Source organism: Longimicrobiaceae bacterium, from assembly GCA_036375715.1.
Lineage (GTDB): Bacteria > Gemmatimonadota > Gemmatimonadetes > Longimicrobiales > Longimicrobiaceae > DASVBS01.
In genome coordinates, this window is sequence record DASVBS010000026.1 from 43849 (window position 1) to 67016 (window position 23168).

Annotated in this window: 19 protein-coding genes; 12 read left to right on the forward strand and 7 right to left on the reverse strand. The window is 67.0% G+C overall.

Translation table 11 applies throughout. The annotated features are described in order from the left end of the window. Nucleotides 1-6: 6 nt before the first annotated feature. Together VF167_04675 and VF167_04680 are read right to left on the reverse strand one after the other, a co-directional pair. Nucleotides 7-1230, reverse strand: coding sequence for a hypothetical protein (locus tag VF167_04675; GenBank protein ID HEX6924696.1), 1224 nt, complete (start codon nucleotides 1228-1230; stop codon nucleotides 7-9). Nucleotides 1231-1482: 252 nt separating this feature from the next. Continuing rightward, nucleotides 1483-3543, reverse strand: a complete 2061-nt coding sequence (locus VF167_04680; protein ID HEX6924697.1) for a cation-translocating P-type ATPase — start codon at nucleotides 3541-3543, stop codon at nucleotides 1483-1485. A gap of 332 nt (nucleotides 3544-3875) precedes the next feature. Here VF167_04680 and VF167_04685 point away from each other — a divergent pair, with 332 nt between their 5' ends. Continuing rightward, on the forward strand, nucleotides 3876-4970 hold the full coding sequence (locus VF167_04685; protein ID HEX6924698.1) for a winged helix DNA-binding domain-containing protein: 1095 nt from the start codon (nucleotides 3876-3878) through the stop codon (nucleotides 4968-4970). Nucleotides 4971-5056: 86 nt separating this feature from the next. Here VF167_04685 and VF167_04690 read toward each other — a convergent pair whose 3' ends face one another. Beyond that, nucleotides 5057-5227, reverse strand: a complete 171-nt coding sequence (locus VF167_04690) for a hypothetical protein (GenBank protein ID HEX6924699.1) — start codon at nucleotides 5225-5227, stop codon at nucleotides 5057-5059. A 308-nt stretch (nucleotides 5228-5535) separates the two neighbouring features. After that, nucleotides 5536-5997: a DUF488 domain-containing protein gene (locus VF167_04695; GenBank protein HEX6924700.1), complete on the reverse strand. Its 462-nt coding sequence runs from the start codon at nucleotides 5995-5997 to the stop codon at nucleotides 5536-5538. A gap of 106 nt (nucleotides 5998-6103) precedes the next feature. On the opposite strand from VF167_04695, the gene VF167_04700 reads away from it, so the two are divergent. The 6 genes from VF167_04700 (at nucleotide 6104) to VF167_04725 (ending at nucleotide 10478) form a co-directional block, all read left to right on the forward strand. Then, complete coding sequence (locus VF167_04700; GenBank protein HEX6924701.1) at nucleotides 6104-6625, forward strand: DinB family protein; 522 nt, start codon at nucleotides 6104-6106, stop codon at nucleotides 6623-6625. 11 nt (nucleotides 6626-6636) lie between these two features. Continuing rightward, nucleotides 6637-6918 (forward strand): hypothetical protein, encoded by a 282-nt coding sequence (locus VF167_04705; GenBank protein HEX6924702.1) that lies wholly within the window; start codon nucleotides 6637-6639, stop codon nucleotides 6916-6918. A gap of 65 nt (nucleotides 6919-6983) precedes the next feature. Then, nucleotides 6984-8396 (forward strand): hypothetical protein, encoded by a 1413-nt coding sequence (locus VF167_04710; GenBank protein HEX6924703.1) that lies wholly within the window; start codon nucleotides 6984-6986, stop codon nucleotides 8394-8396. 82 nt (nucleotides 8397-8478) lie between these two features. Continuing rightward, complete coding sequence (locus VF167_04715) at nucleotides 8479-9498, forward strand: SDR family oxidoreductase (protein ID HEX6924704.1); 1020 nt, start codon at nucleotides 8479-8481, stop codon at nucleotides 9496-9498. After that, the gene (locus VF167_04720; protein HEX6924705.1) at nucleotides 9495-10052 is read left to right on the forward strand and encodes a D-lyxose/D-mannose family sugar isomerase; all 558 of its coding nucleotides are present in this window, start codon (nucleotides 9495-9497) and stop codon (nucleotides 10050-10052) included. Before VF167_04715 ends, VF167_04720 begins: the two co-directional genes overlap by 4 nt. Before the next feature lie 3 nt (nucleotides 10053-10055). After that, nucleotides 10056-10478: a hypothetical protein gene (locus VF167_04725; GenBank protein ID HEX6924706.1), complete on the forward strand. Its 423-nt coding sequence runs from the start codon at nucleotides 10056-10058 to the stop codon at nucleotides 10476-10478. 31 nt (nucleotides 10479-10509) lie between these two features. Here the strand turns inward: VF167_04725 and VF167_04730 are convergent, their stop codons facing one another. Continuing rightward, nucleotides 10510-12096, reverse strand: coding sequence for a peptide chain release factor 3 (locus VF167_04730; protein HEX6924707.1), 1587 nt, complete (start codon nucleotides 12094-12096; stop codon nucleotides 10510-10512). A gap of 157 nt (nucleotides 12097-12253) precedes the next feature. Between VF167_04730 and VF167_04735 the strand changes: the two genes are divergently transcribed. The 3 genes from VF167_04735 (at nucleotide 12254) to VF167_04745 (ending at nucleotide 19136) form a co-directional block, all read left to right on the forward strand. Then, entirely contained in the window at nucleotides 12254-14071 is a 1818-nt protein-coding gene (locus VF167_04735; GenBank protein HEX6924708.1) for a TonB-dependent receptor, read from the forward strand. A 248-nt stretch (nucleotides 14072-14319) separates the two neighbouring features. Further along, complete coding sequence (locus VF167_04740; protein HEX6924709.1) at nucleotides 14320-17184, forward strand: caspase family protein; 2865 nt, start codon at nucleotides 14320-14322, stop codon at nucleotides 17182-17184. Next, a complete protein-coding gene (locus VF167_04745) occupies nucleotides 17181-19136 on the forward strand; it encodes a hypothetical protein (GenBank protein ID HEX6924710.1) in 1956 nt (651 codons plus the stop codon). The genes VF167_04740 and VF167_04745 overlap by 4 nt, the downstream gene beginning before the upstream one ends. 18 nt (nucleotides 19137-19154) lie before the next feature. Here VF167_04745 and argJ read toward each other — a convergent pair whose 3' ends face one another. Together argJ and VF167_04755 are read right to left on the reverse strand one after the other, a co-directional pair. Continuing rightward, nucleotides 19155-20321: a bifunctional glutamate N-acetyltransferase/amino-acid acetyltransferase ArgJ gene (gene argJ / locus VF167_04750; GenBank protein HEX6924711.1), complete on the reverse strand. Its 1167-nt coding sequence runs from the start codon at nucleotides 20319-20321 to the stop codon at nucleotides 19155-19157. A gap of 29 nt (nucleotides 20322-20350) precedes the next feature. Then, nucleotides 20351-21238: a dienelactone hydrolase family protein gene (locus tag VF167_04755; protein HEX6924712.1), complete on the reverse strand. Its 888-nt coding sequence runs from the start codon at nucleotides 21236-21238 to the stop codon at nucleotides 20351-20353. A gap of 389 nt (nucleotides 21239-21627) precedes the next feature. Between VF167_04755 and VF167_04760 the strand changes: the two genes are divergently transcribed. Next, nucleotides 21628-21954 (forward strand): DUF971 domain-containing protein, encoded by a 327-nt coding sequence (locus tag VF167_04760; GenBank protein ID HEX6924713.1) that lies wholly within the window; start codon nucleotides 21628-21630, stop codon nucleotides 21952-21954. Nucleotides 21955-22033: 79 nt separating this feature from the next. Further along, the gene (locus tag VF167_04765) at nucleotides 22034-23005 is read left to right on the forward strand and encodes an aldo/keto reductase (GenBank protein ID HEX6924714.1); all 972 of its coding nucleotides are present in this window, start codon (nucleotides 22034-22036) and stop codon (nucleotides 23003-23005) included. The last annotated feature ends 163 nt before the right edge of the window (nucleotides 23006-23168 follow it).

The following is a 23168-nucleotide window of genomic DNA, read 5'->3' on the forward strand; positions in this document are numbered from 1 at the left end:
AAAGGATCAGAAGGCGGCCATGAACCCCGCCGTGAGGCGAGCGCTCTCCACCTCGAAGTCCCAGCCGGTCTCCACCAGCAGCCGGATATTACGCTGCAGGAGGTAGTTCGCTGCGACCGCGGCAGTGTGATAGCGGTCGAGATAGCCCGGTTCGTCCAGCTGTTCACCGAGTCGCAGCGAGATCACCGCATCGTCCGAAGAGACGTAGTTGTAGAGCCCGGTCAGTGCCCACCTGCCCGTACGGCCGCGGGGCCAGTAGACGATCTCCGCCAGACCGGCGTCGACAGTGGTTTCCTCCGCCCCGGTGTCCAGGAAGAACGGGTTGTCGTCGAGCCGTCGCAGGTACTGGAGGTTGAGCTCGCCGTTGTCTCCCAGCGGCAGGGTCGCGTCGGGACCGAAGATGAGAAGGCGGTTGTCCTCGCCGTCTCGGGAACTGGAGCCGTAGTATCCGAAGAGCCCGGCTCGAAGCGGTCCCACGTCCTGTGATAAGCGTACCCCGAAGCTCTTCCCGCTGTCGCGATCGAAGTTGCGCCGCTCGTCGGACGGCGTGAGCCCCTCTCCGTTGAGCAGCATGATGGTGAGATCGGTGCCGCTCCGCGGGGAGTAGCTCGCCATCACGCCCCGGTCATAGGTGAGATCCGTGTTGACCTCGCCGACCCGCACGCGGTACGGCTGGTAATCCTCGTACTCGAGGCGAAGCTCGCGCTTCATCAGCGGGTCGGAGGCTTGGAACTGCCCCACCATGACGCTCACCCCGCTCCCGCCGATGTCGGTGAACTGCAAGTAGGCATCCTCGAGTCCCGCCACCTCGCCCCGCTCGCTCATGAAGAAGTACATGTAGTAGCTCACCCGGTTGGCGATCGGGCCGCCGGTGAGCAGCTTGATGCCGTACGGGAACTGCATGTCGACTGAGGGACCGCCAGCGCGGCGTGCGCTGCGCGAGTTGACGTATGAATCGACCCGGAAGGCGAAGTTGATCCGCTCGAGGAGCCGCAGCAGCTCGTCGCCCGTGGCGATGGTGTCCTGCGGAGTCTCCCCGGGCATGAACTCGAACCCGTTGCTAGCGAACCGCTCGCCGAAGTCGTTCAGCGAGGGCACGGTGGTGTGGCACACCGAACAGGTAACTCTGTACTTGCGGGCAAAGGCGGGGATGGCATGCGACCGTGTTGCGACAGCGCCCAAAAGAAGTGCCGTCATCAGGATGGTCGCGATGCCACGAGAACGGAGCATGGTTCCTCCTCTCGAGCGGAAGGCTCGACCGGGTGGATGGTGATCGTCCGCCGTCCTTAACCCGCGCATTGACGAACGGAATTCGTTCCGGCCTGCTGTCACCGACTCCTCCCTCGGCGCGGCTGGGCTAAACCTCATTAACCGCGCTCGAGGTGAGTGATCCCCTGTCCGGCGCATACAGCTACCTCACCCCTGCCGTCGCCAGTTCGTGATGACGATCCTCGGCTGCACCATGGAGGAGACGCCACACAGCTAGGGCGGCCTGAGCGTCGATACGCGTGGCGGGGGCGCCGCCTCCCTGCGATGCCGCTGATGGTGGCTGGTGGGAACGGTGGGCGGATGAGGATCGCCTCGCAGAAGCCGCAACCCGTTGGCGGCTACCAGCAGAGTGCTGCCCTCGTGACCCACCACGGCGAGCGGTAGGGGGAGCCCGACGGTCACGGTCACCACCACGAGGAAGAGCATCCAGCCGACGCTGAAGTACACGTTCTGGCGGACGATTCGGCGCGTCCGTTTGCCGAGGTGGATCAGGTAGTCGACCTTGCCGACGTCGTCGCTGATCAGCACCACGTCCGCCGTCTCGATCGCGACGTCGGTGCCGATAGCGCCCATCGCGACCCCCAGCGTGGCCGCCGCCATGGCCGGTGCGTCGTTGATGCCATCGCCGACCATGGCAACCCCCTTCGAGCTCTCTACCAGGGTCCGGACCGCATCCACCTTTTCGTGGGGTAGCAGGTCCGCCAGCACCTCGTCCGCGCCCACCTCGGCAGCGACGGCGCGAACCGCGTCCGGGTGGTCGCCGGAAAGGATGGCGATCCAGCGGATCCCCTCATACTTCAGGTGCCGTATTGCCGCCGCGACTCCTGGCTTGAGCTGGTCGCCGAACGACATCGCGCCACCCAGTTCGTCGCCCGTGCCGACGTACACCACCGAACGCCCGCGCGAGGTCTGCTCCGCCGTCCAGCCCTGGGCGACGGGCGGCAGGCGGACGCCCTGACGTCGCAGCATGTTGTGGTTGCCCACCCAGGCGCGAACCCCGTCGACCAGCGCGACGACTCCTTCTCCCGGAAAGGACTCGAACTCCTCGGCGAGAGCGGGAACGATGCCCCTCGCTTCGGCGGCCTCGACGATGGCGCGCGCCAGGTGGTGTTCGGATGTGCGCTCCGCAGCGGCGGCCAGACGCAGCAGCTCGTCGGCGTCATGGCTGCCTGACGAGAAGTGGCCGGTAGGATCGAGCTCAGCGCCGGTAGCGATATCCACCAGCTCGGGATGCCCCACCGTGAGCGTTCCCGTCTTGTCGAAAGCTACCGTGTCGATGGTTCCAGCCAGGTCCAGGTAGGCGCCTCCTTTGAACAGAACGCCGTGCCTGGCGCCATTCGCGATCCCGGAGAGGATCGCGGAGGGAGTGGAGATGACCAGAGCACATGGGCTCGCCACCACCAGCAGGGTCATCGCCCGGTAGAAGGCCTGGTCCCACTGGACGCCCCACAACATCGGAGGGGCGACCGCTGCGACGATCGTCACCAGCACGACGGCGAGCGTATACGGGTGGGCGAAGCGGTCGATGAAGTGCTGGGCGGGCGCCCGCTCCTCGCGGGCCTCCTCGACGAGGCGCACGATGCGGGCGAGCATCGTCTCGCCGGCGCGCGTGGTCACCTCCACGACCAGCGAGCCGGACTGATTGATTGTACCGGCGTAGACTTCGTCGCCCGGCTCCTTCCGAACCGGCACCGATTCGCCAGTGATCGCGGCCTGATCCACCTCCGCGCGGCCGTCGCGAACCCGTCCGTCGGCAGGGATGCGCTCCCCCGGACGTACCAGGATCGCCTGGCCGGGGATCAGCGCCTCGACCGGCGCCCGGCCGATTTCTCTTCCCTCGCCATCCGCAAGCGTCGCCTCGGCCGGACGCAGGTCCATGAGCCGGGCGATCGCGTGGCGGGTGCGGCCCATTGCATGGGCCTCCAGGGCCTTGGACAGGGAGAAGAGAAAGATCAGGACGACCCCCTCCAGCGCGCTGCCGACGATCGCCGCCCCGACAGCCGCCGCCCCCATCAGGAAATCTATGGAGAGGCGCCCGCGACGAAGCTCTTCCCAGCTATCGAGCGCGATGCGATACCCACCCGCCAGGTAGGCGAGCAGGAAAAGGACGTAGCGGAAGGGATGGGGCTGCGCGGGGAACCACGAGAGCGCCGCACCCAGGATGAGAGACAACCCCACCACCAGCGTTACGCGAAGATAGTAGACGGCCTCGCGGTCCTCTGCCGTGGTGGCCCCGCGGCCCTGCAGCCGACGTAACATGGAGCGAGCGTTCATCACCACTCCTTTCGGTTCCCCCCGAATGTATTGACTACATTCGCGAGTGCATGTCGGGAGCCGCCTGGCAGACTCGTGGGGGAACTCTTGATGGCTTGCTGCCTTCGGGACCGGCGGGTAACTTCGGTCGCCTTCCGACGGTTGTGCCGTAGATGGGAGCGTGCGCACCGGTCCGCATACCCGTATGTCCTTCACCGTGTTTGCTGAGCCCGGACGATGCCTCTCCCTCCAGCCCCGCTTCTCGCCCCGACTGTGATTCCCCCACCGGCCATGGCGGGCGCGCAACTGGGGGATACCGGCCAGTTGCCGCAGCGCTCAGCCGATCTCTCCGCATGAGAGCGGCTTCGGCTCCCGTGAGCGATCTGGCGAGGCTGCGACTCCAGATCCAGGGTATCGTTCCTCCTCGCTTCGAGCGACCGGAGCAGCCGGTGGGTTGGCTCGGTGCCGTGCAGTCGCAGGAGTACTGGTATGCCAAGTGGTCGGTCGGCCAACGTGTGGCGGGATGCGACGAGGTAGCGATGGACCGCGCGCTCGCCGAAGGAACAATCCTCCGCACCCACGTCCTGCGCCCCACCTGGCACCACGTGCTGCCCGAAGACATCCTCTGGATGCAGCATGCCACCGCCCACCGGGTGCGCAGGATGATGGCCGCCTACGATCGCGCGCTGGAGCTGGACGAAGGGGAGTATGTGCGGGCGAAGGAGGTGATCGCCGCCGCCGTGGCCGGAGGCAGGCACCACACCCGCAGCGAGCTGGCGGAGAAGCTGGCGGAGGTCGGCATCGAGGCGAAAGGACAACGCCTCGCGCACCTGGTGATGCGGGCGGAGCTCGACGGGGTCATCTGCAGCGGGGTTCCACGGGGGAAGCAGATCACCTACGCGCTGGTTGAGGAGCGCGCCCCGCGTGCCCGTGAGCTCGACGCCGAAGAGGCGTTGGCGGAGCTCACGCTCCGGTACTTCAGCGGCCACGGGCCGGCCACCGAGAAGGATTTCCGCTGGTGGGCGAGCCTGACGGCGGGGGAGGCACGGCGCGGCATGGAGATGGTGGCAGGACAGCTTGAACGCTGGCAGCAGGGTGAGCGAACCTACTGGTGGATTCCGACTCACTCGGCCCGCACCTCCACACCCGAAGCCGGAACCGCCCACCTCCTTCAGGCTTACGACGAGTACGTCGTTGGCTATTCCGAAAGCCGCGGCACCATGGACGTTGCCGGAATCGCAGGAGCCGCGCCGGGGCCGCTCCTACACGTGCTCGTTTTCGATGGACAGGTGATCGCTCGCTGGCGTCGGCGGCCGGGCAGAGGCGACCCGGTCATCGAGATCGCCTTCGTGCGGGCCGTCGGCTCGGAAGAGCGGAAGGCCGTGCACGAAGCCGTCGGACGGTTCAGCACCTTCTACGGGAATGAGCCGATCGTAGCGGAACTATGACAGGCAGCAGCAGGCAGAAGAACGGGTCGCCCCCGGAGACCATCGGCCTCCGGGGGCGTTTTGCTTACGCATGCATGCGCGCTCGATCAGGCCGCTTCGACCGTCCTCAGTCCGAGCATGCGCTTGATGTGGTCCGGTAGGGGATCGCGATCCGAGAGATAGCGCAGATACGCATCCAGCTCGGGAGACGGCTTCGGCTCACGGTGCGCAGGGGTGAGCAGGAGCGCGAGGAAGCCTGCGTACGCATCCGGACTCATCGGAACTCTCTTGACCGGCGGCTTCCTCTTCATTTTTCGTCTCGCGGATTCCTGGTATTCCCCTCTTCGCCACTGAGTAGCGACCTGCTTTACGCCCATTCTTAAGCAACCCCCGTGCCGGCCGCCCGCGGAGTCGCGCCGGGTGCTGCCAAATGGACTACAAGTATCTCGGGATGAATAGCTTGCGGGTTGTCCCGGCCGTCCAGGGGCGCCTCCGCGATGTCCGCTCACGGTGACAGGGCGACGGTGGATTATGCCACTCAGGCGGGCAGATATTGCCGCCGCGCTGTGACCCCCGTGATGGACAGTCAGTCCTCAGCGGGGTTGGGCGAGAGGTGCTGGACCTCCACCGGAGTTTGCTTCCCCACCTCCTCGGCCACGATGCTACGATGGCAGTGACGTGGGTCGGCTTCGTAGCAGAGCAGGCAGGCGCGTTTGCCGCCTTTGACCACTTGCACCAGGGTGGCGAGCTGATCCTGAGCTTCCTCGGTCTCGAGGTGCTTCAGGTAGATGCGGCGCATTTCCTCATGGCGGCCGGCTCGCGCGGCGGCGCGCCCGTCTGCTGGCGTGCCCAGGCCGCGAAGCTGGAGATAGTCGATCCCGGCTTCAGCAAGGCTTGCCGCCAGCGCATTCTTCGAGAATCCGGGTCGGCGGGAGCTCGCGATCGCCCGGATGTCGACGAGGATCTGTACGCGGGCGCGCTTCAGCGCCTCGACGAAGTTGCGAACGGAGGTGCCCTCGTAGCCGATGGTCGCCAGGGTAGCTTTCATGGCGCGCGTCCTTTCCCCCGCCTTCGGCGGGTAGTTAGGTTGCGGAGTCTGAAACATGATTGGGCGGCGCAGGTCGCCGCGGCGCAAGGGTAAAAGGAAAATGACGATGGCGGAAAAGCGAGCCGAAGTGTGGCTGCGCGGCCCCGTTGAAGGGGTCCCCGATCAGTTGCAGCCGGTCGCACACGCTCTTCTTCAGGCGCTCGAGGAGGTACGCGAGCTGATGGCGGACGTGCCCGACTCCCTGCTATGGAGCCGGCCGGGGGGTGTAGCCTCAGCTGGATTCCACCTGCGCCATATGGCCGGGGTGATCGACCGGCTGTTCACCTATGCTCGCGGTGAGCAGCTGGACGAGCACCAGCTGAGGGCATTGCGCTCCGAGTCGCAGCCTCCGGAGGTGCCGGTCACTGCTGCCGAGCTCGTGGACGCGTTGCAGCTCCAGATCGAGGGCGCGGTGGAAGTGCTCCGCCACACCGATGAGGCCACGCTGTCGCAGCCGCGCGCCGTGGGGCGGAAGGCTCTCCCCTCCACCGTCCGAGGGCTCTTCTTCCACGCCGCGGAGCACGTGCAACGCCATCTTGGGCAACTTCTGGTCACCGTACGCGTGCAGACTGCTACGTCTCGCGAATAGGCGGCTTTTCGATGTATGTGATACCGGTCTGGCTCGGCATCTTCTTCGGCGCGCTGATCCTGGTCGCCGGAATCCGGCGCTATCGCCAGCGCCGGGCCGTGGCGCGGCAGCCTGCGCTGGTAGTCGACGAGGCGGCGATCCGGCAGATCATCGAGCGGGGGAGCCTGTCTACCGATGAGGAAGAACCGCTCGACGAGGTGGCGATCCGTCGGGCGGAAGAGGAGTTCTGGGCGCAGAGCGAAAAGAAGCTCTGGGACCAGAGTTGGGAAGAGCCGGAACGCTACGGCGGGTGAGGCAGCTGTAGGGGATCGTCCTGACTGGACGGCTACGTTCCTCGATCACATACTGAGACCGATTGATGCGGAACCCGCAGGTCTCCACTTTTTCCCTGAACAACCCCTGGACCATGCTCCGGAAAGGATTCAAGTCCTTTTCCTGGCGTATCGGCCTCGCCTCGATCGCCGCTTCCTCTTCCCTGCTGGCATCCCCGCTCTTCGCCCAGGTGGCCGATGCCCCACCGGACACGGTCGCGGACATCCCTGTCAACTACACCGAGGCGCTGGTCGGCAGCTACACACTGCCCGACCCGTTGACGATGGAAGATGGGAGGCCCGTACAGACCAGGGAGATGTGGTGGTCCCAGCGCCGACCGGAGCTGGTGCGGCTGTTCGAGGAGTACCAGTACGGGCGCAGCCCGGGGAGACCGAATGACATGGTCTTCCACGTGTTCGAGAGCGCGGGCTCCGCTTTCGGAGGAAGGGCGATCCGCCGGCAGGTGACGCTGTACTTCAACCGCGATCGAACCGGTCCGGATCTCGACCTGCTGATCTATCTGCCGGCGCGTGCCACCGGGCCGGTGCCGATCTTCCTCAACGTCAGCTTCTCACCGAACTCGAACGCTGTCGCGGACTCGGCCATTCGGCCCTCCGAAGTGTGGGACCGCGAGACGCGCAAGCGCGTGCCGGCCCGTCCGGGCCGAGGCTTTGGAAGGATCGATGTGCTGCCTTTCCTGGAGGCGGGCATCGGGGTGGCGACGGTCTACTACGCCGATCTGGACCCCGACTTCCCCGGCGGCGCCACACTCGGGATTCGTGGCGTCTACATGGACGAGGGGCAGGAAGAGCCCGCTCCGGACGAGTGGGGTGCCATCGCCGCCTGGTCGTGGGGACTGCGACGGGTCATGGATTACTTCGAAACCGATCCGGACATTGATCATGAGCGCGTGGCGCTCTTCGGCGCCTCGAGGGTCGGGAAAACCGTTCTCTGGACCGCCGCAAAAGATCCGCGCTTCGCGCTGGTGATCGCCAGCGCCTCCGGTGAGGGTGGCGCAGCACTCAGCCGGCGAAACTATGGCGAGACGGTTGCCCATCTGACCGCGCCTTCGCGCTATCGCTACCAGTTCGCTGGCAACTATGCGAAATATGCCGACCGCGTGAACGAGCTGCCGGTCGACGCGCACCTCCTGCTTGCGCTGATCGCCCCGCGGCCGGTGTTGCTGCAAACGGGCACGGAGGACCGCTGGTCCGACCCCAAGGGCGAGTTCCTCGCTGCCCTGGCCGCCGAGCCGGTGTTCGAGATGCTGGGGGCGAAGGGGCTCGACACCACCACGATACCGCCCCCTGGTCAACCCATCCTCAACACCCTGGGATTCCTCATTCACGAAGGCGGACACGGACCGGCCCCTGCCGACTGGCCGATCTTCCTCGAGTTCGTGAAGAAGCACTTCTTCGCCTCGGATTCTTCTCCGAATGAGGGGGCCGCGAGCCAGTAGGGTTTCGGGCGGTCGACGGTGGGGCGGCCTCGTGGCTTACGGGGTGGGGCGCGGTGGCGGGAGGCCAACCGAGCAATCGTAGATGCAAGCACTCTTCATCGGCGGTACCGGGATTATCAGCTCCGCCTGCTCGGCGCTCGCCGTAGAGCGCGGGATCGACCTCACCTTGCTGAATCGCGGGACTTCGATTCGCCCCGCACCTGCCGGTGCCCGCGTGGCGCGGGCGGACATTCGCGACCGTCAGGCGGTGCGGGAAGCGCTGGGGAGCAAGGAGTTCGACGTCGTAGTCCAATGGGTGGCGTACACCGCTGACGAAGTCGAGCGCGACTTGGAGCTGTTCAGGGGACGGACCGGTCAATACGTCTTCATCAGCTCGGCCTCTGTGTACCAGACCCCGCCGGAGCGACTGCCTGTCACCGAATCCACGCCGCTCGACAACCCCTACTGGCAGTATTCCCGCGACAAGATCGCCTGCGAGGAGAGGCTCGTCCGTGCACATCGGGAAGAGGGCTTTCCCGTGACCATCGTGCGGCCGTCGCACACCTACGATCGCACCAAGCCTCCCATCCGCGGCGGCTACACCATGATCGACCGGATGCGTCGCGGGATGCCGGTGGTGATCGCCGGAGACGGGACGTCCATCTGGCCGGTTTTGCACCACGCCGATTTCGCCAGAGGGTTCGTGGGGCTGATGGGGCGTTCGGAGGCGATCGGGGAGGCATTTCACATCACCTCCGAGGAGCTGATCACCTGGAACCAGATCTACGCCGCGATCGCTCGAGCGGCCGGGGTCGAGCTGGACGCGGTTCACGTCCCCTCCGAGTGGATCGCCCGCTTCGATCCCGAGTGGGGTGCGAGCCTGCTTGGTGACAAGGCCCACAGCATGATCTTCGACAACTCCAAGATCCGCTCGCTGGTGTCAGACTTTTCGCCTTCAATACCGTTCTCTCACGGGGCCGAGGAGATCATCGCCTGGTTCGACGGGGACCCGGCCCGGCGGCAGGTGGATGCCGCCTTCGATGCTCGCCTCGACGCCATCATCGCCACCTGTGCAGTGCCATCCGGACGGGCTGGCGACGCGACCACCATCTCGACCGCATGAGCATCTCGCTCGCCATCGCTCGCGAGGCACGACGCCGCGCAAGCGAAGTGCTAAGCCAGGCGGGTGTCGTTCTTTCCCCCGCCGAGCGCGAGGCGATCGAGGTCGCCGATTTCGGCCTCGATGAGCTGGAGGTTACCGGCCTGCAGCTTGTTACCTACGTCAACAACCAGCGCTACTGTGCCAAGGAGCTGGTGCTGTTTCCGGGCCAGACGTGCCCTGAGCACCGGCACCCCCCGTCGAATGGCGACCCGGGAAAGATGGAGACGTTTCGATGCCGGTGGGGGAGCGTCTGGCTGTACGTCGAGGGCCCCTCGACCGGGGAGTTGCGCGGCCCGGGGCCGCCGCCTGGATCGCGGGAACATTACACCGTCTTCCATGAGATCGAGCTGAAGCCCGGCGAGCAGTACACCATTCCGCCGAACACACTGCACTGGTTTCGTGCCGGGCCCGAGGGCGCCGTGGTGTCGGAGTTCTCCAGCACCAGCCGCGATGTGCTGGACGTATTCACCGACCCGCGCATTGTGCGTCAGCCGAGGATCGTACAGGAGGGATGAGTGGTGCGCCTGTTGGCCCCGCTTGCTGTCATGGCGCTGATGGCGTGCAATGGGACCCGACCGCTCGGCCCGACGGTCGAAGTGCCGCTCGGGGAGAGTTTCTCTCTCCAAATCGGACAGACGGCGCGGGTAACCGAGAGCGACCTGCGGATCCGGTTCGAACAGGTCGCAGAGGATTCGCGCTGCCCCACCGACGTTCAGTGCGTGTGGGCAGGGAACGCCCGGGTCGCGCTGGTCGTTGCCCTGGGAGCGGACCGGCGTGAGCTGGAGGTCAACACGGGCGTCGATCCTCGGGCCGTGGAGGTGGACGGCTACTCGCTCAGGCTGGAGGACCTGCGGCCGCACCCCTCTACCCGCCGGGGGATTCCGCGAGGGGGCTACACTGCCACGCTGGTGGTGAGCCAAGCCCTTCCCGACGCCCGTTGAACGTCGGACGGTTCACGCCATCGAGGTCGCTTCAGGGTGCGATCTCGTGGAAGGTGACTCCTTCCCCTTTCTCGACCGCGGTGCGTAGCGACCACTCGCTCTCGAAGAGGAGCAGCGGCCGCTCCCGTGAGTCGTAGACCAGCGTCCGGCCAATCCCGGCGGCCAACTGATCGATGACGGCTCGCGGCCCCTCCACCCAGCGGGCGTACCGGTAGGGTAGAAACTCCAGCTTTCCGGTCACGCCGTACTCGTGCTCCAGCCGGTGGAGGAGCACGTCGAACTGCAGCATCCCCACCGCTCCCACGATCGGCGCCGGGCCCGCGATGGACTCCTGGTAGAACACCTGCGCCGCCCCTTCCTCCGAAAGTTGCTGCAGGCCGGTATCCAGCTGCTTCCTCCGCAGCGGATCCCCGATGCGTATGCGCGCGAAGTGCTCCGGGCTGAAGCGAGGGATGTCGCTGTACTCCAGGTCCCCATCAGCGGAGAGGGTGTCGCCGATCCTCAGCGTGCCGCGATCGTGGATCCCGACGACGTCCCCCGGCCACGCCTCCTCGATCAGCGTCCGATCGCGCGCGAGGAATTGGGTCGGTGCCGCCAGGCGAATCGTCTTCCCGCTGCGGACGTGCCGCACCTGCATGCCGGCTTCGAAGCGCCCCGAGCACACGCGCACGAAGGCGATCCGGTCGCGGTGCTTCGGGTCCATGTTCGCCTGGATCTTGAACACGAACCCGGTGAAGCGCTCGTTGACGGGGTCCACGGGTCCCTGAGTCGATTCCCGGGGCAGGGGTGGTGGGGCGAGGTCCAGGAACGACCGGAGGAAGGGCTCCACGCCGAAGTTGGTGAGAGCACTCCCGAAGTAGGCGGGGGAGACCTCTCCTGCTTCGAAGGCTTCCCGCGAGAACTCCTCGCCCGCCATGTCGAGGAGCTCGATCTCCTCCCGCAGGCGGGCGAGCGCCACCGCCCCGATCAACTCTTCCACGGCCGGATCATCCAGGTCTGCCACCCGAGTGGCCGCGCGGCGGGCGCCGTGGTCGGTGCCCTTCTCGAAGAGGTGAATCCGCTTGTCCAGCCGGTCGTATACGCCCACCAGCCGCTCCCCCTCCAGGATCGGCCAGGTGATAGGGTAGCAGCGCAACCCGAGGTCCCGCTCCACGTCGTCGAGCAGCTGCAGCGGCTCCATGCCGGCGCGATCGCATTTGTTGACGAAGGTGAAGATGGGCGTGCGTCTGCGATGGCAGACCTGGAAGAGCTGCCGCGTCCGCTCCTCGACGCCTTTGCGATTGTCAAGCAGCATGACCGCGCTGTCGGCGGCCATGAGCGTTCGGTAGGTGTCCTCGGAGAAGTCGGCGTGCCCGGGCGTGTCCAGCAGATTGATCTGCCGGCCGTCGTACTCGAACTGGAGCACGGAAGAGGTCACCGAGATGCCTCTCTCCTGCTCCATCTTCATCCAGTCGCTCGTGGCGTGGCGCTCGGTGCGGCGCGCCTTCACGCTTCCCGCCAGGTGGATGGCTCCACCGTAGAGCAGGAGCTTCTCCGTGAGGGTCGTCTTCCCCGCGTCCGGGTGGCTGATAATCGCAAAGGTCCGCCGGCGGCGGACCTCTTCCGCAAGTTTGTTCATCGCCTCGCAGTGTACGGCATTCCCGGCCCTTACCCGGGTAATCACAGAAACTTAAATGCCGCCGGTGATGCACTCAACCGCGTGCCGACTTGTGTGCTCCCGAGCCGCCGGGCATCTTCCGCCGCACGCGATTGGTTTCTCCTACCCGACGTGACGGATGAGGCGGATCACGGCGGCCCTGCTGGCCGCGTATACAGTCACTGCAGCAATGCCGGTGGCGCGCGCCGCCGCGCAGCAGACACCGATCCCGCTGGATACAGTGCGGGTGACCATTGCTTCCATGGCGTCCGCCGAGATGGCAACCTCCACGCGCTCGGTGGAGATCGTGACGGCGGAGCAGATCCGTGCGCTGCCGGTCCGCAGCGTCGCTGATGCGTTGCAGTGGGTGATGGGGGTGGACGTGATGCCCCGCTCGCCGGCGCTGGTCGACGTGGGTATGCGTGGCTCCACCTTCGAGCAGGTTCTGGTGATGGTCGACGGGGTCCGGGTGAGCGATGCGCAGACGGGCCACTTCGACCTGGATCTGGCGGTGCCGCTGGACCAGATCGAGCGCATCGAGGTCCTGCGAGGCCCGGCCGCCACTCTTCACGGCGCGGACGCCGTGGGTGGGGTGATCAACGTGGTCACCCGTGGGGGAGGGAATAGTCGGGTGCGACTCGAGACGGGCAGCTTCGGTACGGCCGGGGCGACCCTTGCGCATACGCTGTCGGCCGGGTCGGCGAGGCTCGATCTCGGAGTGGATCTGCGGCGCTCGGATGGCCATCGCTCAGGCACCGACTTCCAGACTGCGCAAACGCGTGCGGCGCTTAGCGCGCCGGTGGGGGACCGGACGCTCAGCGCGGCCGTGGCGTGGGCCGGGCGGGATTTCGGAGCGAACGGCTTCTATGGATCGAACCCGAGCTGGGATGAGTTCGAGAAGACGCGTGCCGCTACCGCCTCCATCTCCCTGCGGCCCGCGCCATACGCGCGCTTCTCGCTGGAGCCGGTACTGAGCTATCGGCGACACGACGACGACTTCGTCCTCCGCCGCGACGACCCTGCCTACTACCGGAACCAGCACACGACCGACCAACTGGGAGGAAGGCTGACCGCGCGCTATCAAGCGGGGCGATGGCTACGCCTCGCGGCGGGGGGAGAGGCGCAGCACGACCGGTTGGACAGCCAGAGCCTGGGAGACCGGGCCGAAGACCACGCGGCGCTGCTGGCCGAGCTGGCCGCAGGACGAGTCGGTCTGGTAACGGCGACGGCGGGAGCGCGGCTCGACTGGCACGAGCGTCACGGAAGGTTCTTTTCGCCCAGCGTCGCCCTCGCCTGGTGGCCGGTTGCAGACGTACGTCTGCGGACCTCGCTGGGCCGGGCCTTGCGCACTCCGACCTGGACCGAGCGCTACTACCGGGACCCCGCCAACGAAGGGAGTCCCGACCTCTCGCCCGAGCGCTCATGGAGCGCCGAGCTGGGAGCCGATGCGACGCTCGCGCCGGGATTGCGCGTCGGCTTCGCCGTATTCGAGCGTCGCGCGGACGATCTGATCGACTGGGCGCGGGCGCTCGGCTCGGAGGAGGTGTGGAGGACCCGAAACGTGAAAAGCGCCCGCTTCCGCGGCCTGGAGGCCGAGCTGACCTGGGTCGATGGTCTGGGCACCCGCTGGGCCGCCCACGGGAGCTGGCTGTCCGTGCGCTCGTCCACTCCCGAGCAGGTCGAGTCCAAGTATGCGCTGCGCCCGCTGACAGAGAACGTCACTGTGGGGGCAGATCGACCAGTGGGCGGCGGGCTGGGAATCGGGTTGCGGGCGACGCGAGCCCGTCGGGTCGGCGAGGAGGCATACATCCGCGCGGATGCTCGCGCCTGGTACGAGCACGAGCGTTTCCGGCTCTACGTGGACCTGCACAACCTCGGCGACGCGAGCTACCTGGACGTCGCACAGACGCGGGCGCCCGGGCGAGCGCTCATGGTGGGGATCGAGTGGCAGGGGTAGGCCGGGGCTCGCCAGCATTCCGTAGGCCTGCCGGTTGCGGCCAAAACGAACAGCGTTGACGGAGATTCGGGGCCCCGGTAATATGCGCCGGCCGTTCCGCGACGGATCCCGCCGCCGTCGATCCCGGTCGGCTTCTGCACCGGTCCCACACCGGCGTTCGCACCCGCGCCCACCGCACCGGCGCTCGCGGCCACGGCCCCGATACCCTGCGATCAACCCCACACCGGCTTGCCAGCCCGGAGATCGCCATGCCCGCACCCTTCCGCCGGCTCACCCTGGAAGAGTTCACCGCCGTTCTCGATCGCTTCCCGTTCACCCGCCGCATCAACTCGGTGCACATGCACCATACCTGGCGCCCCAACCACGCCCAGTACCGCGGTCACGAATCGATCGTGGCGATGTGGCGCTTCCATACCGAGCACAACGGTTGGAGCGACATCGCGCAGCACATCACCATCGCGCCTGACGGGTCCATCTGGACCGGGCGCGACTGGAACCGTGCCCCGGCCAGCGCCGCCGGCCACAACGGGAACTCCCGCGCCGGACCCTTCATGTTCGAGCTGATCGGCGACTTCGACGTCGGCCGCGACGACTGGGGGGGCGAGCAGAAGCGCGTGGCGCTGGAAGTGATCGCGAGCGTGCAGAAGAAATTCGATCTGCCCCCGGAGTCGCTGCGCTTCCACAATCAGATGGGTCCCAAAACCTGCCCCGGGAGCGCGATCGACTACCCGCAGACGGTGGAGGAGGTGCGGGCCCTGCACGGGGAGGAGCGCGAATGGCCGAAGCCGCTCGTGGCGAAGGAGCCGGTTCGCTTCCCCGGAGTGATCCTGGAGTCGCGCCTTCCCTTCGAGACGGCCGTGCAGCGGGCGGTCGACGCGCTGCAGGGGGGCGGTGCCCGCGAGAGTCTCGCTCCGCCGGAGGAGGCGGACGCCGAGCCCGGCGAGACGTCGATGTCGCTCGACGAGATCGCCCTCCACATCGGGCAGGAGAACGCCATCCTGCCGTCTCCCCGCGCTCAGCGCGCTTCGGACCGCGATCGCTTCACCGCGCCGGTCCGCGCTGGGATGCGTCCACACGTGATCAACCTGGATCGTGGACGCTTCTCCTCGCAGGGACTCTACGCCACCTCGCCACAGGACGTGGACGCCCTCTTCGCGGAGGAGCTGGAGAGCGCCGCGCGGGAGGCCGAGCGCGCCGGCGAGAAGCTACGGGTGATGTTCTACGCACACGGCGGCCTCGTGGCCGAGAGCGACGGTCTATGGATGGCGCACCTCGCCGCCCCGTGGTGGCGGCAGAATCACATCTACCCGGTGTACTTCGTCTGGGAAACCGGGCTGCTGCCGCAGCTTCGCCAGGTGCTCTTCGGGCCCGGCCCGGTCACCCGGCCGCGCGGGGTGATCGAGGAGACCTGGGACAACGCGGTGGAAGCTGCCGCGCGCGCCATGCGGCTGCCGATGGACATCTGGTCCAATATGAAGCGCAGCGCGGCGGCCGGCACGCTGGCCGGTGGTGGAGCGCTGCGGGTGGCGGAGTTGCTCAGCGACTTCTGCGAACAGCACGCCGACGAGGTGGAGCTGCACGCGGTCGGACACAGTGCCGGCTCCATCTTCCACTCCTACTTCCTCCCCAAGGCGCTGGAGCTCAGCGTTCCTCCCTTCCGCTCGGTCACCTTTCTCGCCCCCGCCATCCGGGTCGATGCGTTCCACGCTCGTCTGGCGCCACACCTGGGCAAGGGAATCGAGCGGATGACCATCTACACGATGAGCAAGGACTGGGAGCTGGAGGATTCCTGCATGGGGATCTACCGCAAGTCCCTGCTCTATCTCATCCGCAACGCGCTGGAGCCGCAAGAGGAGGACGAGCTCTCGAACCCGATCGGGCGACCGACGGAGGGGATCCCGATCCTGGGCCTGGAGGAAAGCCTCAGGGAGGATGCTGAGCTGCGCCGGATCTTCGGCCTCGGCGGGACCAGGAGCGAGCACGGGGAGATCGTCTGGTCCGTTTCGGTGGCGACCGATGGAGTCCGGGCGAGCCAATCGCGCACTCACGGGGGATTCGACAACGACCCGGCCACCATGCTCGGCGTGGCCGCCCGGGTTCTCGGGCGCGACGATACCGAAGGGCTCGAGCCCCTGCCACAGGCAATGATCGAGGCCAAGTCACGCTCGCTGGGTGATGCGGCGGAGATCGACCTGCTACCGGGAGCAGCGTTCTTTGTTCAGGCACTCACACCGGTTGCGGAAGAGCTTCCTTTCGCCACTCCGGGAACGCTTCCTTTCCCCGAGCCGATCACCCTTCCGGAGCGGATTGGCCCGTCGGTCGGATCTCGTCGGGCACTCTGCGTGGGAATCAATCAGTATGTCGGCTCTCCCCTGAACGGCTGCGTCGCGGACGCGCGAACCTGGGGGAAGGCGCTTACGGACCTCGGATTCGAAGTCGACTACCTGACGGACGCCGAAGCCACGCGGCGCGGGATCCTGACGCGCCTGCGCGAGCTGATCAGCGCCAGCCGACCCGGGGACGTGATCGTCTTCCAGTACGCGGGGCACGGTACTGCGCTGGCCGACCTCGACGGGGACGAACCGGATGGCAAGGACGAGGCGCTCTGCCCGGTCGACTACGAGTCCGGCGCCTACATCATCGACGATGACCTGGCGGAGGTGTGGGACCTGATCCCCGCGGGCGTGAACGTCACCTGCTTCATGGATTGCTGCCATTCCGGAACGATCAACCGGGTCGTCGGCGGCACGCCCTACCCGAGCGACGGAGGGTCCAGGCGGCCACGGTACATCGCGGCGACACCGGAGATGCAGGCGGCGCACGCGGAGTTCCGCCGCCGCGAGCGCTCGCCGGGGCGCCGGAGCGCCGGCCGGAACGTCATGCGGGAAGTATCGTTCTCCGCCTGCCTGGCTCGTGAGGTGGCCTGGGAGAATGAAGGGCAGGGTGATTTCACGCGCCGGGCGGCGAGACTCCTGGCCTCCTCGGCCGGACAGCGGTGGACGAATGAGGAGTTTCACCGTCGCGTCGTCGACGCATTCGGTCCCGACCGCGTGCAGACCCCGGAGCTGAACTGCGCCGACCGTCTCCGCAGCGCTCTCCTCTTGATGCCATGAGCACCAGCGGCGAGCCGCTCGTCCCCTCCACACCCGAAGCCAGCGCCGCGGCGGCACAGACTCGGGAGCAGTCCGGCTATCCGGAGGAACTGGAACAGGCGCCGCGGACGTTCCCGGGGGAGGGTATCTACTACCGCATCGACCCCGCCATCACGCGGGCCATTTACACGGTGCCGTACGAGCGAAAGGCAGACGACCCGCTCTATCGGCCGCTACGCATCTTCACACGGGACCCCGGGGGATCAACGCTGGAGGGGGCCGTGGCGCTCGTGAATGTTCCGTACGAGCCGCTACTTCCCGGCCCGGTGGGCCAGCTGTTCGAGGTGGACGACTACGACAGCGCGATCGATGACCGCTATCTGCCGCAGGTCGACCTGGAATCCCCCCGCGAGCTGATCCAGGACGGTCGCAAGCCCTCACCCTCGGACTTCCGCTTTCACCAGCAGATGGTGTACGCCGTCTGCAGCACGGTATACCACGCCTTCCGTAAGGCCCTGGGGCGCCACCTCGCCTGGGGGTTCGACCCCAGGCGAGGGGGGCAGGGAGAGACCTCCATCTCGCGCCTGCGCATCCGTCCACACGCCTTCCTGGGATCCAACGCCTACTACGACGAGGTGCGGGGCGAGATCGCCTTCGGCTACTACCCGGCGGACCGCGATGTAGTGGGCCGCAACCTCCCGGGCGAGATCATCTTCACCTGCCTCTCGCACGACGTGGTGGTGCACGAGGTCACACACGCCCTGCTCGACGGGCTGCGGGCTCACTTCAGCCTTCCCACCGGCCCCGACGTCCTTGCCTTTCACGAGGGGTTTGCCGATCTCGTCGCCATCTTCCAGCACTTCAGCTACCGGGAGGTGGTGCTGGCTGCGATTCGCGAGTCCCGCGGGCAGCTCGACCGGGCACGGCTGCTCACGGATCTGGCCACACAGTTCGGCCACACGACGGGACGTGGGCAGGCGCTGCGCAGTGCGGTGAAGATCAACGCACATGGCGACATCGTTGCCCCGCGCTACGATCCGAACCTGCCCCCCCACGAGCTGGGGTCCGTGCTGGTGTCCGCCGTCTTCCAGGCCTTCACCACCATATATAGGCGAAAGACCGAGCGGTACGTGCGGCTCGCCACGGGCGGGTCGACGCAGCTACAGCAGGAGATGTCGACGGAACTGACGGAGATCCTGGCGGACCAGGCGAGCAAGCTCGCCAACCAGTTCCTGACCCTGTGCGTGCGGGCGATCGACTACTGCCCGCCAATCGACGTCGAATTGGGTGAGTATCTGCGGGCCGTGCTCACGGCCGACCACGACCTCGTGCCGGACGACCCCTGGGCCTACCGGGAGTCCTGGATCGACGCCTTCCGCAACCACGGCATCTACCCGAGCGGGGCCAGCAGCCTCTTCGAGGACGCGCTACGCTGGTTGCCTCCGGAGCATGTCATCCCCGATGTGGAGGCGCTGAACTTCGCGTCGTTGCGGTTCCAGGGCGACCCCGCGCGCGCCGCCGACGCGGAGGAGCTGCGCAGGCAGGCGGCGGCGCTGGGAGACGTGGTCTCCCGGCCGGAGTTCATGGACCATTTCGGGCTCGTGCCGCCGGGATCGGTCCCCGGGGAGGAGATCGACATCCCCGTCGTCCACTCCATTCGCTCGTCCCGGCGCGTCGGCCCTCAGGGGCAGGTCGTCTTCGATCTGGTTGCCGAGGTAACGCAGCGGCGCACCGTGATTCGGAACGGGGAGCGGTTCACCTTCTACGGCGGCGCAACCATCATCCTCGGGCCCGACGGAGATTTCCGTTACGTCATCGGGAAGGGGGTGCTCAACGACAAGCGGCTCGAGGAGCAGATGGAATTCACCCGCGGGAAGGGTACCGAGTACTGGCAGCTGACGGCGGACGGGGAGTGGAGGCCCCGGCTCCAGCCGTTCCGCGCCATCCATCGAGGGAGGGGAGAGCGGGGGTAGGGATCTGGGGAGCGGCATTCAGGAGGAATAATACGCGGCGTTCTCGTCGATGTAGCCGTGCGTGAGATCGCAGCCGAAAGCCGTCGCGGTGCCGTCTCCCATCTGCAGGTCCACCTCGATCTCCACCGGATCGCCGGACAGCTTCCGGCGTAGCGCCTCCTCGTCGTAATCGACGCGAGCCCCTCCGCGGAAAACCACCGTGCCGTTGATGCGAATCTCCGTCCGGGCGGGGTCCTGCTCCACGTCGAGGCACTTTCCCACTGCCATCATGACCCGACCGGTATTCGGGTCGGCCCCATAGGCCATGGTCTTCACCAGAGGGGAGTTGATGATCGATTTGGCCACCCGCCGGGCCTGATCCCGGGTCGCGGCGCCCCGAACGACCGCACGCAGGAGCTTCGTCGCGCCCTCCCCGTCGCGGGCGAGCATCTCGGCGAAGCGGATGCACCCCTGGCGGAGGGCATGGCCGAACTCCCGCTCATCGACCTCTCCGGCGAGACCGTTTGCCATCAACACACACGTGTCGGACGTGCTCGTATCCGAATCGACCGAGAGCATGTTGAACGAGTCGTCGACGGCCGCTCGCAGTAGCGGGTCGAGCCGCTCGGCCGGAATGCGGGCGTCGGTGAAGATGTAGACCAGCATGGTCGCCAGGTTTGGCTCGATCATCCCCGACCCCTTCCCCACCCAGGTGATCACCACGTCTCCCAGGCTGAGCGAGAGAGCCTTGGGGTAGGTGTCGGTGGTCATGATCCCTTCCGCCCCCACCAGCGGGTCGTCGCACAACTCGGCGGACATTCCCACCAGGGCCGCCTCGATCCGCTCGATCGGCAGCTGACGACCGATCACGCCGGTGGAGCTCATCAACACCTCGTCCGCCGGCACGCCCAGCTCGACCGACGCCGCGATCCCCATGCGCCGCGCGTTGAGGATGCCGATCTCGCCCGTCCCCACGTTGCTCACCTTGCTGTTCACCACCACGCCGCTGAGTCGCCCCCGGCGGATGATCTCCCGGCCGACGATGATGGGCGCGCCCGGGAAGCGGTTGCGGGTGAAGACCGCGGCTGCGGCGGCCGGAACTGCCGAGCGGAAGAGCGCGAGATCGTAGCCGGTCGGCTTCAAACCGCAATTGCGGCTGGCGCAGGTGAAGCCCCGGGGGAATCGCGGGCGCTCGTGAAAGATCATGGGTGCGAGCGTGCGTCTGTCTAAGAAGGTCAGCGTTCGAGGTACTGGCGGAACCACGCGATCGTGCGCGGCCAGGCGGCGCGTGCAGCCTCCAGGTTGGCCCCCTCCTGGCCTCCTTGCTGCCGCAGGAAGCCGTGCCCCGCTCCCGGGTAAATCTCGGTCTCGAACGTCTTGCCAGCCGCGGCCAACGCCTCTGCGGCCGGATCGATCGTCGCGTTGACCCGCGCGTCCTCCGATCCGTAGAGGCCGAGCACCGGAGCCTGGACGCTGTCGAGCGCCGCGGGGTCGGGCGAGCTGCCGTAGTAGACCACCGCCGCGTCGAGATCCGGCGCGTGGACGGCGTGCGCGAACGAGGTGCCGCCGCCCCAGCAGAAGCCGACGATGCCGTAGCGGTCGGTCGCGGCGGGAAGCGCCACGCCGTAGTCGGCGACGGCATCGAGCCGGCGCTGAATGTCAGCCGGCTGCAGCGTGCGGATCGCCGCCCGGGCGGCCTCCGGATCGGCCCCGTCCGGCCCGTCGGGCACGCCGTGGCCGGTGAGCAGGTCGGGCGCGATGGCGATGAAGCCGTCCGCGGCGAGCTGGTCCGCCACCGCCCGGATCCAGTTGCTCAACCCGAAGATCTCGTGCACGACCAGCACGACCGGGGCAGGGGTGTTCCGCTCGGGATAGACGACCCACGCTCGCACGCTGTCGCCATCGCCGGCGGGGATCATCACCCATTCACCGTGCCTCGGCGATGCGGCGAGCCGGTCGTTTGCCCCCTCGGCGTCCGGCGGCAGGGAGGGATCCTGCGGCGCCGCGGCAGCGGCGGGCTCCTGTGTGTGGCCGACGTGGTCTTCGCCCGCCCGCGCGTTGTCCGCGCAGGCCGCAGCGAACGGAAGGAGCAGCAGTGCGAGTGGGATTCGGTGGTAACGCATCGGGGCCTCGCAATCAGGGGTGAGCAGGGGAGGAATGATAGAAGCGGAGAAACCCATGGGCTAGAGATGGGGATGCGGGAAGGGTTGAGATTCTGGCGGAAGGGACACCGCGGGAATCGAAAAGTGCGCGAAAGGTTAATAGGAGCAGTCCGGAGTGGGGGAAGGAACCAGAAGCCAGGAGTCAGGAGCCAGAAGGGAAGCGAGAAGCTAGAAGCTAGAAGTTTTGAGTCGCAGGCCCCGAGCTGTCCGCTTCCCGGCCTTCTGCCTTCTGCCTTCTGGCTCCCTGGCTTCCGACCCCTGAACCCTTGCTACCGGCTCCCAACTTCCCCCGCAAGTCTTCTAGCTTCTAGCTTCTAACTTCTAACTTCTCAACCCCAACTCCCGACTACATGCCTTCTTCCACTATACCCGCCGAAATCGGCCCGAGCGAAGACGAGCAGCGCCTGCGCATCGAGTGGCGCGACGGACACGTCTCCGAATACGAGTCGCACTACCTGCGACTGAACTGTCCCTGCGCGGGATGCGTGGAGGAGATGACCGGGCGCCGTCTGCTGGACCCGGCCACGGTCAGCGCGAGCGTCTATCCTCTGGAGATCGAATACGTCGGACGATACGCGCTTCGCTTCCGCTGGAGCGACGGCCATTCCACTGGCATCTACCCGTTCGAGATGCTGCGCTCGCTCTGTCGCTGCGCGAGCTGCATGGGCGCCGACTGAGGATCCTTGGCGGCAGCCGGCAGCGTGGCGTAGCTTGCACTCCGTCTCGCAGTCTCTCATCGCAACGCCGGGAGGGAAGATGGAGTACAGGACCTTCGGTCGACTCGGCTGGCAGGTCAGCGAGGTCGGCTATGGGATGTGGGGCATGGGGGGATGGACCGGCTCCGACGACGAGCAGTCGCGGGCATCCCTGGATGAGGCGGTGGCACGCGGGTGCAACTTCTTCGACACCGCCTGGGCCTACGGAGAGGGTCACAGCGAACGCCTGCTCGGCGAGCTGGTGCGGCGCCATCCCGACCGCCGCCTCTACACCGCGACCAAGATTCCCCCGAAGAACCGGGCGTGGCCGTCCCGCCGAGGCTACGAGCTGGACGACGTCTTTCCCCCGGACTACATCCGTGAGTACGCCGAGAAGAGCCTGGAGAATCTCGGCACCGAGAGCATCGACCTGCTGCAGTTCCATGTGTGGGAGGATGCCTGGGCGCACGACGAGCGCTGGCAACGAGCCATGGGCGACCTCCGCGACGAAGGGCTCGTCCACGGTGTGGGGATCAGCCTGAACCGGTGGGAGCCGTGGAACGGCCTGGAGACGATCCGGACCGGCCACATCGATGCCGTGCAGGTGATCTACAACATCTTCGATCAGGCGCCGGAAGACGAGCTCTTCCCCCTCTGCCGGGAGCTGAACATTGCGGTGATCGCCCGCGTCCCCTTTGACGAGGGCACCCTGACGGGTACGCTGACGCGCGAATCGACCTGGCCCGATGGTGACTGGCGAAACATCTACTTCGGCCCGGAGAACCTCGGCTCCAGCGTGGACCGGGCGGAGGCGCTACGCCCCGACATTCCTGAGGGGATGACCATGCCCGAGCTGGCCCTGCGGTTCATCCTCAGCAATCCCGACGTTTCCACCGTCATCCCGGGGATGCGTAAGCTCGAGCACGTCCGCGCCAACACCGCGGTCAGCGGCGGGCGCCCCCTAACGCCCGAGGTAATCGAGCGGATGCGGCGCCATCGCTGGGACCGCGAGCCAACGGAGTGGTCGCAGTAGGAAGAAGCTAGAAGCTGGAAGCTAGACTTCTCTGTTCTGGTGACCGAGAGATCATTCTAGCTCCTCGCTTTCCGAGACGATCTGGACCCAATGGTGGCTTGGGAGGCGCTCGTTGATCCTTCACGGGCGACCGCCAAATGGCCGGCTCAGAGTGCGCCCGTAA

What these genes read in the sequence shown, in the direction of transcription:
- VF167_04740 (HEX6924709.1), top strand. Translation starts at nt 14,320, where the DNA reads ATGCCCGCACCCTTCCGCCGGCTCACCCTGGAAGAGTTCACCGCCGTT.
- VF167_04715 (HEX6924704.1), top strand. Translation starts at nt 8,479, where the DNA reads ATGCAAGCACTCTTCATCGGCGGTACCGGGATTATCAGCTCCGCCTGC.
- VF167_04755 (HEX6924712.1), bottom strand. Translation starts at nt 21,238, where the DNA reads ATGCGTTACCACCGAATCCCACTCGCACTGCTGCTCCTTCCGTTCGCT.
- VF167_04730 (HEX6924707.1), bottom strand. Translation starts at nt 12,096, where the DNA reads ATGAACAAACTTGCGGAAGAGGTCCGCCGCCGGCGGACCTTTGCGATT.
- VF167_04710 (HEX6924703.1), top strand. Translation starts at nt 6,984, where the DNA reads ATGCGGAACCCGCAGGTCTCCACTTTTTCCCTGAACAACCCCTGGACC.
- VF167_04720 (HEX6924705.1), top strand. Translation starts at nt 9,495, where the DNA reads ATGAGCATCTCGCTCGCCATCGCTCGCGAGGCACGACGCCGCGCAAGC.
- VF167_04765 (HEX6924714.1), top strand. Translation starts at nt 22,034, where the DNA reads ATGGAGTACAGGACCTTCGGTCGACTCGGCTGGCAGGTCAGCGAGGTC.
- VF167_04680 (HEX6924697.1), bottom strand. Translation starts at nt 3,543, where the DNA reads ATGAACGCTCGCTCCATGTTACGTCGGCTGCAGGGCCGCGGGGCCACC.
- VF167_04685 (HEX6924698.1), top strand. Translation starts at nt 3,876, where the DNA reads ATGAGAGCGGCTTCGGCTCCCGTGAGCGATCTGGCGAGGCTGCGACTC.
- VF167_04675 (HEX6924696.1), bottom strand. Translation starts at nt 1,230, where the DNA reads ATGCTCCGTTCTCGTGGCATCGCGACCATCCTGATGACGGCACTTCTT.
- VF167_04700 (HEX6924701.1), top strand. Translation starts at nt 6,104, where the DNA reads ATGGCGGAAAAGCGAGCCGAAGTGTGGCTGCGCGGCCCCGTTGAAGGG.
- VF167_04735 (HEX6924708.1), top strand. Translation starts at nt 12,254, where the DNA reads ATGAGGCGGATCACGGCGGCCCTGCTGGCCGCGTATACAGTCACTGCA.
- VF167_04695 (HEX6924700.1), bottom strand. Translation starts at nt 5,997, where the DNA reads ATGAAAGCTACCCTGGCGACCATCGGCTACGAGGGCACCTCCGTTCGC.
- VF167_04705 (HEX6924702.1), top strand. Translation starts at nt 6,637, where the DNA reads ATGTATGTGATACCGGTCTGGCTCGGCATCTTCTTCGGCGCGCTGATC.
- VF167_04745 (HEX6924710.1), top strand. Translation starts at nt 17,181, where the DNA reads ATGAGCACCAGCGGCGAGCCGCTCGTCCCCTCCACACCCGAAGCCAGC.
- VF167_04690 (HEX6924699.1), bottom strand. Translation starts at nt 5,227, where the DNA reads ATGAGTCCGGATGCGTACGCAGGCTTCCTCGCGCTCCTGCTCACCCCT.
- argJ (HEX6924711.1), bottom strand. Translation starts at nt 20,321, where the DNA reads ATGATCTTTCACGAGCGCCCGCGATTCCCCCGGGGCTTCACCTGCGCC.
- VF167_04760 (HEX6924713.1), top strand. Translation starts at nt 21,628, where the DNA reads ATGCCTTCTTCCACTATACCCGCCGAAATCGGCCCGAGCGAAGACGAG.